This is a genomic window from Stutzerimonas stutzeri, from assembly GCF_024448895.1.
Lineage (GTDB): Bacteria > Pseudomonadota > Gammaproteobacteria > Pseudomonadales > Pseudomonadaceae > Stutzerimonas > Stutzerimonas stutzeri_Q.
The window spans coordinates 91,765-104,569 of sequence record NZ_JAMOIC010000014.1 but is presented as its reverse complement, the minus strand read 5'-3'; the positions used below and the strand labels follow the sequence as shown (position 1 = coordinate 104,569).

The window sequence follows — 12,805 nt, the reverse complement described above, 5'->3', positions numbered from 1 at the left end:
TGCTTGCGCAACGGTGGTTCTTCTGCTCTCCGAAAGCGCTGCTTTTTTGATTTCCACGCGCAGGAGCGCGGGTTTTGCGATGCGGCGGAAGGGATTCAGGAGCGGCTTCGCCCGATGACGAGGTTTCCATGAGCTGGGCCGGCCCCTACCAATACGAAATTGGCAAATCCCCCGACAAGCAGGAGACACCGCCCGAAGTCATCTTCGACGAGCAGGTGCCCACGCTGCTGTGTTTGTCCCATCTACGCTGGAGTTTCGTCTATCAGCGTCCACAACATCTGATGTCGCGATTCGCCCGGGACTTCAATCTGTTGTTCTGCGAAGAACCCATCCCTACCGAGGATGAACAGCCCTGGCTGGAAGTGCGCCCTGAAGAGAACGGCGTGCAGGTGCTGGTCCCGCGTCTGCCCCATGGCTGCGAAGGCGCCACCGCATTGCGCGTGCAGCGTGACCTGCTCGACGGTTACCTGAGCAAGCTGGGCGTCAACGAGCTGATGCTCTGGTTCTACACACCGATGGCGCTGGATTACGCCGGCCATCTCGAACCTTCTCTGATCGTCTACGACTGCATGGACGAGCTGTCCGCGTTTCGCGGGGCGCCGCCGGAACTGGTCGAGCGCGAGCGTGAGCTGCTCAAGCGCGCCGATCTGGTCTTTACCGGCGGTTACAGCATCTGGGAAGCCAAGCGTGAGCTGCACGACAACGCCCACGCCTTCCCCAGCAGCGTCGATGTCGCGCATTTCGCCGAAGCGCGGCGGACTCAGGCCGACCCGGTCGACCAATCAGAAATCCCGCACCCGCGGCTGGGCTTCTACGGGGTGATCGACGAGCGATTCGATATCGAACTGGTTGCCGATATGGCGAAGCAGCGGCCGGACTGGCAATTCGTGCTGGTCGGGCCAGTGGTCAAGATCGACCCGGCAGACCTGCCGCAGCGCGACAACATCCACTACCTGGGCGGCAAGACGTACGACGAGTTGCCGAAGTACCTGTCCGGTTGGGACGTGGCGATCATGCCGTTCGCGATGAACGAGTCGACGCGGTTCATCAGCCCGACCAAGACACCCGAATACCTGGCCGGTGGCTGCCCGGTTGTTTCCACGCCAATCAAGGACGTGGTGCGCACCTACGGCGACACCGAAATCGTCTACATCGCCGACGGCGCCGATGCCTTCGTAGCGTCGGTGGAAAAAGCCCTGGTCGATGGCGAAGACCGCGACCGTCTGTTGAAGACGGCCGACGAAATTCTTGGCGACATGTCCTGGGATCACACCTGGGCGCTGATGAAGGAGAAGATGAAATGCGCGAAGTAAGCCTGCGAGACAGCAACCCCGAGCATGCAGGCGGTGGCGCCAGCGAAGGATCGTCCGCCCGCCGGCGCGGCTTCGACTATCTGATTGTCGGCGCGGGCTTTGCCGGCAGTGTGCTTGCTGAGCGCCTTGCGGCAGGCTTGAACAAGCGCGTGCTGGTGGTCGACCGGCGTCCGCATATCGGCGGCAATGCCTACGACCATTACGACGAAGCCGGCGTGCTGATTCATCGCTACGGTCCGCACATCTTCCACACCAACGCCCAGCGCATCGTTGATTACCTTTCGCGATTCACCGAGTGGCGCCCCTACGAGCATCGTGTGCTGGCGCAGGTGGACGGGCAGGAAGTGCCGATTCCGATCAACATGACTACGCTGAACAAGCTCTACGGTCTGAACATGACGACCGAAAAGGAAGCGGCAGATTTCCTCGCCAGCCGTGCCGAGCCGGTAGAGAACATCCAGACCAGCGAAGACGTGGTGATCAACGGCATCGGCCGCGAGCTGTATCAGAAGTTCTTCCGCGGCTACACCCGCAAGCAGTGGGGGCTGGACCCGTCGCAGCTGGACAAGTCGGTGACCTCGCGCATCCCCACGCGCACTAACACCGATGACCGCTACTTCACCGACACCTTCCAGCAGATGCCCAAGTACGGCTACACCAAGATGTTCGAGAAGATGCTCGCTCACCCGAACATCAAGGTGATGATCAACACGGACTACCGCGAGATCCGTGACGAGGTGCAGTACGACCACCTGATCTTCTGCGGCCCGATCGACGAATACTTCGACTACCGCTTCGGCAAGCTGCCATACCGCTCGCTGAAGTTCGAGCACAAGCAGCTCGAGCAAGAGCAGTTCCAGGCGGTCGGTACGGTCAACTACCCTAGCGAAGATGTGCCCTATACGCGCATCAGCGAGTACAAGCACCTCACCGGGCAGGTCCACCCGAAGACCAGCGTTACCTACGAGTACCCCGCGGCCGAGGGCGACCCCTACTACCCGATCCCGCGGCCGGAAAATGCCGAGTTGTATAAGCGCTACCAGCAACTTGCGGACGAGACGCCCGGCGTCACCTTCGTTGGCCGCCTCGGCACCTACAAGTACTACAACATGGATCAGGTGGTCGGTCAGGCGCTGGCGCTGTACAAGCGCATCGAGGAAGCGGAGCAGGGGTCGGCCGCCGGAGAGGGCGCTGAGCACGCGCGTAGCCTGGCCGATCAGGCACCCTGAGGAAAGCGCGTGATGCATCAGCCATCGTTGTTCAAAAGCTTCTTTCTCGCCGGCTTCGAATGCTCGACCCATCGTCGCAGCGATGGTCGGCGCCTCGATCTGCTGGCCGCCACCGGCCATGACCGTTGGGCTGCCCACGACTACGCCGTGCTCCATCGTCATGGTCTGCACGGCGTCCGGGATGGCGTGCGCTGGCACTTGATCGAGCAGACGCCCGGTCACTACGACTGGTCGAGCTTTCTGCCGATGCTGCAGGCGGCGCAGCGTCAGGGCTCTCAGGTGATATGGGACCTCTGTCATTACGGCTGGCCGGACGACGTCGACATCTGGCGGCCACAATTCGTCGAGCGCTTCGCCCGATTCGCCGCCGCCACCGCGCAGCTGGTCAAGGACGAATCGGATGCGGTGCCGTTCTATGCGCCGATCAACGAGATCTCGTTCTGGTCCTGGGCGGGTGGCGACGAGGCGTATTTCAATCCAATGGCGCGGGGGCGAGGTTTCGAGCTCAAGCACCAGCTGATCCGAGCGTCCATCGCGGCGATCGAGGCCATACGTGACGTGGACCCCCACGCACGCTTCGTGCAGGTCGATCCGGCCATTCACGTCACCTCGCGCAACGATCGGCCAGGGCCGCAGCGCGCCGCCGAAGATTTCCGTCTGTCCCAGTTTCAGGGGTGGGACATGTTGACCGGTGAGCTGTGGCCTGGCCTCGGGGGTGCGCCGGAGTATCTCGATATCATCGGCGTGAACTACTACTCCGATAACCAGTGGTACCACGAAGACGGCAGCACCATTGCTCGGAACAGTTCGGACTATCGGCCCTTCAAAGGCATTCTTCGTGAGATCTGGCAGCGGTACAAAAGACCGTTACTGATTGCTGAAACCGGCGCCGAAGGCGATGTGCGCGGCGACTGGCTGCGTTATGTCAGTGAACAGGCAGGCTTGGCGATGCAGGCCGGCGTACCGGTGGAGGGTATCTGCCTGTATCCAGTGGTCGACTACCCAGGCTGGACCGATGACCGTCATTGCCCAGTGGGGCTGCTGGGCTTTCCGGACGAAAGCGGCAACCGCTGCGTACACGAAGGGCTGGCTGACGAGCTGCGCCTGCAGCGGATGCGCTTCAGTCAACTGGGTGCCGCGCTGCAGCCTGCCGAAACCTTGACATGAACGCGCCGGCTGGAGTGCCTAATGCCAAGCCAAAGGCGGCGCCGCTGCCTATCCGGCCGGTGGCTTTTCTCTGGCGCTACGTGTGCGCCCGACCCTGGCACTTCAGCGGCCTGATGGCGCTGATCATCGGCGCGTCCAGTTGTGCAGTTGCGGTGCAGTACGGCATGAAGCTGCTGGTCGACGCTATGGCTCAGAACAGCTCGGATCGCAGTGCGGCGGAGGTCTGGTTTCCGCTGGGCCTGTTCATCGCGCTGATCGTCACCGAGAACGTGTTCTGGCGGCTCGGCGGCTGGCTGGGTTGTCGCACCGTTGTGGCTAGCGTGGTGGACATCCGGGTTGACCTGTTCAAGCACCTGACCGGCCACCCGATGCGCTATTTCACCGAGCATTTTGCCGGCTCGCTGGGCAATCGGATCTCAGCGCTGGGCGCAGCGGCCGGTGCCATCTATGGCGGGCTGGCCTGGAAGATCGTGCCGCCCATCATCGACTTTGTCGGTGCCGTGGTGGTGCTGCTCACCGTGGACGTGCGGATGGCGGTGGCGCTGATCCTCTTCGTTGCCATCGTCGCGGTGCTGATCACCGGCTTCGGCATCCGCGGCCGCGCCAAGCATCAGCGCTTCGCCGCTCAGTCGGCGCGGGTTGGCGGCGAGTTGGTAGACGCGGTATCGAACGTCTGGACCATCAAGGCGTTCTCTGCCCGTGACCGCGAGGCCGAGCGCCTGGCCCATGAAATCGGCTATGAAGCGCGTGCCCAGCGGCGCAGCTGGATGTACCTGGAAAAAGCCCGGGTGATGCACGACATCTGCCTGTCGGTGATGGCCGGCGGCATGCTGATCTGGGCGATCAATCTCTGGGTCGGCGGTGAAGTGACGGCGGGTGACGTGGTGCTGGTCAGCGCGCTGACGTTCCGCATCCTGCATGGCTCGCGTGACCTGGCGCTGGCGCTGGTGGACGCGACCCAGCAGATCGGCGCCATCGACGATACCCTGCGCATCATCGTTCAGCCTCACGGCCTGGAAGACAACGATACCCAGCTGCTGCTTGCCGAAGGCGACATCACCTTCGAAGGTATCGGTTTCAGCTATCCCGACCGGCGCAAGGTATTCGAACACCTCGACCTGCACATACCGGCCGGGCAGAAAGTGGGTGTGGTGGGCTCATCCGGGGCGGGCAAGTCGACGCTGATCAACCTGATCCAGCGCCTCGACGATGTGCAGACCGGCCGTATCGTCATTGACGGTCAGGATATTCGCAGCGTCAGCCAGGACAGCCTGCGCGAGAAGATCGCGGTGGTGCCGCAAGAGACCGCGCTGTTCAACCGCAGCATTCGCGAGAACATCCGCTACGGGCGGCCTGACGCCAGTGACGAGGACGTCGCGGAGGCGGCGCGCAACGCCTTCTGCGACGGCTTCATCCGCGAACTGCCGCAGGGCTACGACACCCTGGTCGGTGAACGTGGCGTGATGCTCTCCGGCGGGCAGCGTCAGCGTCTGGGCATCGCCCGTGCATTTCTGAAGGACTCCCCGATCCTCATCCTCGATGAAGCCACCTCGGCGCTGGATACCCAATCCGAGGGCGAGATCCAGGCCGCGCTGAACAACCTGGTCTACAACCGCACCGTGGTCGCCGTGGCGCATCGCCTGTCCACGCTGTCGAGCTTTGACAGGATCATCGTGCTGCGCGACGGACGCATCGTCGAAGACGGGCCGCCGCACGAACTGCGCAGCCGTGGCGGCGAATTCGACGCCCTGTGGCGCATGCAGGCCGAAGGCTTCGCGGCGCAGCCTGACCCAGCGCCATGAAGCGCGTAGCCGTTAGCTCGCGCAGCCTGCGCGAGCTGGGTTACGACCCCGACAAGCAGGCGCTGGAGGTGCTGTTCCATAACGGATCTCTGTACCGCTACGAACAGGTCCCACCCGAGGTCGTGCAGGCCCTTCTGGAGGCCGACTCGCTGGGCCGGTATTTCAACCAGGTATTCAAGCCGCAGCATTACCGCTATCAGCGGGTCGAGTGACGCTGGCAGTAGTCGCGCGGATAAGCTGCTCCCGCGTGCCGTAGGATGGGTTGAGCGAAGCGATACCCATCAGTGCCGCCGCCAAACCGTCGAGGCGATGGGTATCGCAGGCTCAACCCATCCTACGGTTGTCGATCCTCTGCTATTCACGGGTTTGATTACGCCGTTGCGCTGAACTTCCGGCACGCCTCACGGGCCCCTGTACGTCGATGAATGCCAGGGCCGTGGATGGGGTATTGCAGTGCCGTAGGATGGGTTGAGCGAAGCGATACCCATCATTGCCCGCCAAACCGCCGAGGCGATGGGTATCGCAGGCTCAACCCATCCTACGGTTAACGGTCCTCTGCTATTCAACGTGTTTTATTGTGCCGTCGCGCTGAACTTCCGGCACGCCTCACGGGCCGCTGTGCGTCGATGAATACCAGAGCCGTGGATGGGTATCGCAGTGCCGTAGGATGGGTTGAGCGAAGCGATACCCATCAATCCCGCCAAACCACCGAGGCGATGGGTATCGCAGGCTCAACCCATCCTACGATCGTCGATCCTCTGCTATTCAACGGGTTTGATTGTGCCGTTGCGCTGAACTTCCGACCCGCTGCACGGGCCTCAATGAAAGGACGCGTCATTACCGAGCGGAGGCTCCTCAGACCATAAGGGGATTTATTCATGTCGGATCATCACACGTACAAGAAGATCGAAATCGTCGGCTCCTCGCGCAACAGCGTCGACGAGGCGATTCAGAACGGCATCGCCGAGGCGAGCAGCAAATTGCAGAACGTCGAATGGTTCGAGGTGGGCGAGATTCGCGGCCACGTCGAAGACGGCAAAGTCGGCCATTTTCAGGTCACCATGAAGGTCGGCTTCCGCCTCGCCAACAGCTGATCAACTGGCCGGGCGGCCCGGCAGCGGCTTTTCAGCCGGCTGCCCGGGGTGCTGCCAGTCAGTCGTTGCGGCTAGGCGTCTGCCCGCGGCTGCGTTCATAGAGACGCAACAACGGCTGGGTACTCAGCCCATGAATCACGATGCTCAACACCACAACCGAAATCACCAGCTGAATGATGTCCTCGGTCTCGTCTGGTAGCAGGCCGTGTGTAACGGCATAGCTCAGGTAGTAGAGGCTGCCGATACCGCGAATCCCGAACCAGCCGACCGTGAGGCTTTGGGTGCGGTCCAGATAACGGCGTGGCATCAGCAGCCAAACGCTCAGCGGCCGGATGATCGCGAACAGTGCCAGCGCCAGGGGCACCGCACGCCAGTCCCAGTGCACGGACACCAGTACGCCCAGCATGGTGACCAGCAGCACTTCGAGCATGCGCTCGAGCTGCCCGCCAAAGGTCAGGATGTCACCCATCATCACGCCAGCCGCGACCCTGGGTTCGGCAATTTTCTCGGCTGCCAACGGTAGCTCTCGTGGTGCCATGCCACCTTCAGCCATGTGCGGGACCGCATTGGCGATCAGCTCTTCGGATGGCGTTTCCGATTCGTCGGCGGCGTCCTTCTCTGCATGGCGCAAGCCAAGGCCGGCAGCGAACACGGCCAGAAACCCCCAGGCGCCAATCAGCTCCGCGCCAACATAGGCCAGGGCAATCAACGCCAGCGCCAACGAGTCGTTTGGCGACATCGAGGTGTCGGCGTTACGCGCGCGGAGGAAGATCGCCAGCTTGCCGATCAGCCGGCCAAGCAGGTAGCCAGACAGTAGCCCCGCCGGTATCGCCCAGAGCACACGATGCAGGGCCCATTCGCTCACCCAGCCTGCGGCCAGCGTTTCCTGCTCGATCAGCAGCAGCCCGAAGACCACGAAGGGGAAGGCGGTGCCGTCATTGAAACCGGCCTCTCCGGAAAGGCCGTAGCGAACTCGATCCTCGTCCCGCGAGTTGTTCACCTGCACGAGGCTGGCCAATACCGGATCGGTCGGCGCGAGGATGGCGCCGATCAGCACCGAGATGCCCCAGCTCAATCCGAAAAGGTAGTGACACAACATCGCAACGCCGGCGATGCAAGCCAGCATCACCGGCCCGGCGAGTATGTAGGCGCTCTTCCACGCCGGATCGCGCAGGGGCATGCGTAACTTCAACCCGCTGACGAACAGCGACACCAGCACCGCAATCTCGGTGAGGTGCTCCATCCAGCCGGCGATGTGAAGGAAATCCATGTCCCACAGGCCAACGCCCAGCTGGCCGATCAGCAACCCGAAGCCCAGGTAGATCAGAGACGTGGTGACCGGTAACCAGCGCAGGTACGCCGAGGCCAGGGCAAGGATCAGCAACAGGATGCCGAGCACGGCCATCCATTCGAGAAAATTCATTCAGTCTTCCGCAAGCAGGCAGGAGCGCCTTGCTGTTTCGAACGGTGCTGAAGGTCGAGGTTCAGGTGCGTCTACCGGGCGGCGCGTATTCCGTCCGGTAGGCTTGGGGAGGGACTTGGCGAACAGGCGATTAACGAAGGCCGGCGATGATGTCGAAGGCGCGGTGGCGGTCTTCGGTTTCGTAGAACTCGCAGGTGAAGATCAGCTCGTCAGCCTGGGTTTGTTCCAGCAGAACGTCCAGGCGCGCGCGGATCTTTTCCGGGCCGCCAATCATGGCCATGCCAAGGAAGCTGCCGACGGCATCCTGCTCATGAGGCAGCCACTTGCCCTGCATGCTCTTGACCGGAGGCACCAGCACCAGGCTCTGCCCACGGATCAACGCGAGGATGCGCTGGTAGGCGGTGGTCGCCAGGTACTCAGCGCGCTCGTCCGTCTCGGCCGCCATCAGCGGCACGCCGAGCATCACGTAGGGTTTCTCCAGCGTCTCGGACGGGCGGAAGTTGTCGCGGTAGAGGCGAATCGCATCGTGCATGTAGCGCGGCGCGAAATGCGAGGCGAAAGCGTAGGGCAGGCCTTTGGCTGCGGCCAGCTGCGCGCTGAACAGGCTCGAGCCGAGCAGCCAGATCGGCACATTGCTGCCCACGCCGGGCACCGCGATCACTCGCTGATTGTGCTGGCGCGGCCCGAGCAGCAGCTGCAACTCCTCGACATCAGCAGGGAAATCATCGGCGCTGCCCATGCGGTCGCGGCGCAGCGCGTGGGCGGTGAACTGATCGGCACCGGGCGCACGGCCCAGACCCAGTTCAATGCGGCCGGGATAGAGCGCATCTAGCGTGCCGAACTGCTCGGCTATCACCAGCGGCGCGTGGTTCGGCAGCATCACACCGCCAGAGCCGAGCCGGATGCGTGAGGTGCCGCTGGCCAGGTAGCCCAGCAGCACCGCCGTGGCGGCCGAGGCAATGCCGTCCATGTTGTGGTGTTCGGCGACCCAGAAGCGCTCGAAGCCGAGCTTTTCGACATGCTGGGCCAGGGCCAGTGAATTGCGCAGGGCGAGGCCGGCATCGCCGTCATCACGAATCGGTGCCAGATCAAGGGTGGAAAAACGCGTGTGTTCGATACGGGACATCGTCTACCTCTTTGCTGACGGGTGGCTGACGGCGCGGTTCAGTAACAATGCTCGGCCTCGGCGCGGGCCAGCACCTGGTTCTGCTCGTCGCGCAGCCAGCCTTGTGGGGTGAAGCCCAGCGCGCGCGCCTGGAACAGGTAGCGCCGGCCGGGCTGAAAATCGTCGTAGTGGATCACCATGGTGCAGCGCAGGTAATGGGTGTCGCCGAAATCTCCGGAGCCGCCACTGCTGATTTCGAATTCGTAGCGCGCTTCGAGTTCATGCGCGCCGGGGCTGACCTGGAAATAGCGACCGTCGGGGGTGCGCTTGCCATCCTGGCGGTCGGACATGAACGTGTCGATGCCGTCGGCGCTCAGGTCGACCCAGGCCATTTGCGGATCCGGCGCGGGCAACGGACTGGCGCAACCGGTGATACCGATGGCGACGGCGAGTGACAAGGCGTGCGCGATGAGCAGACGCATGGTGAATCCTCCGGATAACCGCAGAATCAGCGCCTGCTGTCGCGGTCAGCCATTGAGCCTGAGCCAGATGGGGCTCTTTTTCAACGACTGCATCGCGGCAGATGTGTTCACTGCCGCATCAGCGCGTGGCGACTCCGCCGCAGCCGCGCTCGCTGGCCTTGGCGAGCAGCTGGTCATGCTGGTCGTAGAGGCGCGCCCAGGGACGGAAGCCGTAGCCGCCGGCGACCAGTCGATACCGGCCTCCGGCATTGAAGCCGTCATAGTCCAGGGTCAGCCGGCAATCGCGCTCCAGCGTTTCGCTGTCGCCGCCGACATTGGCTGCGCCGACTTCGAAGCGATAGCGCATGCCCAGCTGATGACTACCCGGGGTGACCTGAAAATAGCGATGGTCATCCAGCGGCTTTTCGTCAACCGCCACGGCCTTGAGTTCGGTTTCACCGCTTGGCGCCAGTTCAATCCAGGCCTGGTTGGGGTCGGGCGAGGGCATCCACAGGGCGCAACCACCGAGGGATGACAGGGCGAGAGCAAGAATCAGGAATCGCATGGAACGGGGTCTCCGACCGTTGGTGCTCTGGCCAGCTGGCCGCAGCGTGCTCGGTGGTTGGGTAGGCTTCGATGTCGTTGTAGGCTCAGCGCACCGACCCTTTGGGCCATGCATACCGGTGAGCAATTGTTCTTTTCGAAGCTTAAAAGCGCCCCAATCGACAACGGTTCGCTGCGCTGGGTTCCCTTGTTGCTTGCCATTGGCCTGAGCGGTTGCAGCACTTATTACGGCCAATTGGCGGTCGGCCAGCTCACGCTCTTGAGCCAACGTCAGCCGGTCTTGGCGATTGTCGAGGATCCGACCACCGCTCCGCAGCTGCGCCAGCGACTAGGCGCTGCACTCCAGGCCAGAGCCTTTGCCAGCAGCGATCTGGCCTTGCCGGACAACGACAGTTACCGGGTCTACGCCGATATCCAGCGGCCCTATGTGGTGTGGAATGTCTTCGCCACCGAAGAGTTTTCCGTGACGCCGCTGACCCACTGTTTTCCGATCGCCGGTTGCGTGGCCTATCGCGGTTATTACCAGGACGCTCGCGCCCGCGGGGCGGCGGCCCTGCTCAAAGCCGAGGGCTACGACACGCTGGTTGCCGGCGTGCAGGCTTATTCAACGCTGGGCTGGTTCGACGACCCGCTGCTCAGCTCGATGCTGCGCTGGGACGACGAGCGCCTGGCCGGGCTGATCTTCCATGAGCTGGCGCACCAGCGGTTGTACGTGGCGGGCGACACGGCATTCAACGAGTCCTATGCCTCCTTCGTCGAACGTGAGGGAATGCGGCAGTGGCGCGCCAGTCGTGGCCTGCCCGCAGCCAGTAATGCGGCGCGCGAACACTACGCTGACCTATCCGGGCTGGTGCTCGATACACGGGGGCGCCTTGCCACGCTTTATGCCTCTGGCGTGGGCGAAGACGCGATGCGCGCAGGCAAGGCTGCAGAGTTCAACCGCATGCGTCAGGCTTACCGGCAGTTGCGCGACGGGCCTTGGAAGGGCGACGGCCGGTTCGATCGCTGGATGGCTCAGCCGCTGAACAATGCCAGCCTGGTGCCGTTCGGCCTTTATGACGAATGGGTGCCGGCGTTCGCTACGTTGTTCGAACAGGTCGGGCGGGATTGGCAGCGCTTCCATTCCCGTGTCGAAGCACTGGGAGACCTGCCGCCCGACGAGCGGACGCAACTGCTGGACTCGCTTCGCTGAGCCTGCTTGCCGGTTCGTTTAAAGCCAGTTGCGACAAGCCTTGGCGATCGCTGCACAGGCGTTCGTTGACGGCTTGTTCGGCGAGGTTGGTCGCAACCGCTCATCGTCTATTGGCACTTTCGAGGCACGAGACAGGGAATTCTTTCGCGCCTGCCTCCGTCCATTTTTCTAGAACTGCTGACCTGACTTGCCGAGCATCGGTTGTCATCCGCGAATCGCCGATGGCTTTCAACAAGGCAATAGGCAGGCAGATGACGATTTGATCACAACGCTGCTGCGCCGAGGCCTCATCGCCAGAATCAGTGATATGCGTGCGCTTCAACTTTTGGCGCGCCTTAGGGCGCGTCTTTTTTTGCGTGCGAAAAAGAATAACCAAATGAATTCTTATTCTTTCTGACGATTTGCCGCCGCCTTTAGACTCGCGGCTCTACGAGACCACGAGGCGTGTGTGATGCATAGCGAATCGGTCCACTATCTGATCGTCCCCGGCTGGCACGGCTCGCCCGAAGATCACTGGCAGAGCCATTGGCAGCGCACGCTCCCCGGCAGTCAGCGTGTCGAGCAATCCGATTGGTTACTGCCGCAGCGACCGGACTGGGTAGCCGAACTTAATCGCTGTATCGCGTCTTCTCCAAAGCCTGTGGTTCTGATCGCTCACAGTCTGGGCTGTCCGACCGTCGCGCATTGGGCGAGCGGGGCGCCTGAGGAGACACTGCGGCGCGTCACAGGTGCGCTGCTGGTCGCCCCGGCTGACCCCGAACGCCCTGACTGTCCCGACCCGCTGCGCAATTTTGCCCCGTTGCCTGACGGGCGTTTGCCCTTCCCCAGCGTGCTGGTGGGTTCGAACAATGATCCAGCGGCCAGTGCCGAGCGCGCCCAAGCGTTGGGGAGCGCCTGGGGCAGCGAGGTAATGATTCTCAGCGGCGTCGGGCACCTCAATGTGGCCTCCGGGCATCACCGTTGGGAGGAGGGATTGATCTACCTCTACCGTCTGAAAACGCTGATCGAACGTTCTCAACCCGGCCAAATGGCAGCGCCGTAGGATGATGGGTTGAGCCTGCGATACCCATCGGTGAGGCGCCAGATTTGATGGGTATCGCTGCGCTCAACGCCATCCTTCGGGTGGTGCTGATGGTGAGGCTTTGCGTCCGTAGGGTGGATGACGCTTTTTTCATCCACCGATTGCCGCCACTCGGTGGATCGGTGAAGCGTGATCCACCGAGCGAATCGACCATCCACGCCGGGGCAGCCGTAGGATGGGTTGAGCTTGCGATACCCATCGGTGAGCCTCCGGGTTTGATGGGTATCGCTGCGCTCAACGCCATCCTACGGGTGGTGTTGTGGTGCGGCGTTGCGCTGTGGGGTGAATGACGCTTTTTCATCCACCGATTTCCGCCGCTCGGCGGATCAATGAATCGTGATCCACCCTACGAATCGGCATCCGCGCCGGGGCAG

13 protein-coding genes are annotated in these 12,805 nt (G+C 62.7%); 9 read left to right on the top strand and 4 right to left on the bottom strand.

From position 1 onward, the window contains the following. Window positions 1-128 precede the first annotated feature (128 nt). The 6 genes from NA619_RS16885 to NA619_RS16860 all read left to right on the top strand — a co-directional run bounded on the left by NA619_RS16885 (window position 129) and on the right by NA619_RS16860 (window position 6,605). A complete protein-coding gene (locus NA619_RS16885; RefSeq protein ID WP_255963016.1) occupies window positions 129-1,313 on the top strand; it encodes a glycosyltransferase family 1 protein in 1,185 nt (394 codons plus the stop codon). Beyond that, window positions 1,301-2,542, top strand: coding sequence for a UDP-galactopyranose mutase (glf, locus tag NA619_RS16880; RefSeq protein ID WP_255963015.1), 1,242 nt, complete (start codon window positions 1,301-1,303; stop codon window positions 2,540-2,542). Before NA619_RS16885 ends, glf begins: the two co-directional genes overlap by 13 nt. A gap of 12 nt (window positions 2,543-2,554) precedes the next feature. Next, window positions 2,555-3,709, top strand: coding sequence for an arabinogalactan endo-1,4-beta-galactosidase (locus NA619_RS16875; RefSeq protein WP_255963014.1), 1,155 nt, complete (start codon window positions 2,555-2,557; stop codon window positions 3,707-3,709). Further along, window positions 3,706-5,511 (top strand): ABC transporter ATP-binding protein, encoded by a 1,806-nt coding sequence (locus tag NA619_RS16870; RefSeq protein WP_255963013.1) that lies wholly within the window; start codon window positions 3,706-3,708, stop codon window positions 5,509-5,511. The genes NA619_RS16875 and NA619_RS16870 overlap by 4 nt, the downstream gene beginning before the upstream one ends. Next, window positions 5,508-5,723 (top strand): KTSC domain-containing protein, encoded by a 216-nt coding sequence (locus tag NA619_RS16865; RefSeq protein WP_255963012.1) that lies wholly within the window; start codon window positions 5,508-5,510, stop codon window positions 5,721-5,723. Before NA619_RS16870 ends, NA619_RS16865 begins: the two co-directional genes overlap by 4 nt. Window positions 5,724-6,389: 666 nt before the next feature. After that, window positions 6,390-6,605: a dodecin gene (locus NA619_RS16860; RefSeq protein WP_122167894.1), complete on the top strand. Its 216-nt coding sequence runs from the start codon at window positions 6,390-6,392 to the stop codon at window positions 6,603-6,605. A 58-nt stretch (window positions 6,606-6,663) separates the two neighbouring features. On the opposite strand, the gene NA619_RS16855 is transcribed toward NA619_RS16860, so the two are convergent. The 4 genes from NA619_RS16855 to NA619_RS16840 all read right to left on the bottom strand — a co-directional run bounded on the left by NA619_RS16855 (window position 6,664) and on the right by NA619_RS16840 (window position 10,159). Then, window positions 6,664-8,028, bottom strand: coding sequence for a cation:proton antiporter (locus NA619_RS16855; RefSeq protein WP_255963011.1), 1,365 nt, complete (start codon window positions 8,026-8,028; stop codon window positions 6,664-6,666). A gap of 130 nt (window positions 8,029-8,158) precedes the next feature. Beyond that, complete coding sequence (locus NA619_RS16850; RefSeq protein ID WP_255963010.1) at window positions 8,159-9,154, bottom strand: LLM class flavin-dependent oxidoreductase; 996 nt, start codon at window positions 9,152-9,154, stop codon at window positions 8,159-8,161. Window positions 9,155-9,192: 38 nt separating this feature from the next. Beyond that, window positions 9,193-9,615 (bottom strand): hypothetical protein, encoded by a 423-nt coding sequence (locus tag NA619_RS16845; RefSeq protein ID WP_255963009.1) that lies wholly within the window; start codon window positions 9,613-9,615, stop codon window positions 9,193-9,195. Window positions 9,616-9,733: 118 nt separating this feature from the next. Then, window positions 9,734-10,159: a hypothetical protein gene (locus NA619_RS16840; protein WP_255963008.1), complete on the bottom strand. Its 426-nt coding sequence runs from the start codon at window positions 10,157-10,159 to the stop codon at window positions 9,734-9,736. A gap of 108 nt (window positions 10,160-10,267) precedes the next feature. Here NA619_RS16840 and NA619_RS16835 point away from each other — a divergent pair, with 108 nt between their 5' ends. The 3 genes from NA619_RS16835 (at window position 10,268) to NA619_RS16825 (ending at window position 12,721) form a co-directional block, all read left to right on the top strand. Then, entirely contained in the window at window positions 10,268-11,350 is a 1,083-nt protein-coding gene (locus NA619_RS16835; RefSeq protein WP_255963007.1) for an aminopeptidase, read from the top strand. A 451-nt stretch (window positions 11,351-11,801) separates the two neighbouring features. Further along, entirely contained in the window at window positions 11,802-12,392 is a 591-nt protein-coding gene (locus tag NA619_RS16830) for an RBBP9/YdeN family alpha/beta hydrolase (RefSeq protein WP_255963006.1), read from the top strand. A gap of 47 nt (window positions 12,393-12,439) precedes the next feature. After that, on the top strand, window positions 12,440-12,721 hold the full coding sequence (locus NA619_RS16825; protein WP_255963005.1) for a hypothetical protein: 282 nt from the start codon (window positions 12,440-12,442) through the stop codon (window positions 12,719-12,721). Window positions 12,722-12,805 lie beyond the last annotated feature (84 nt).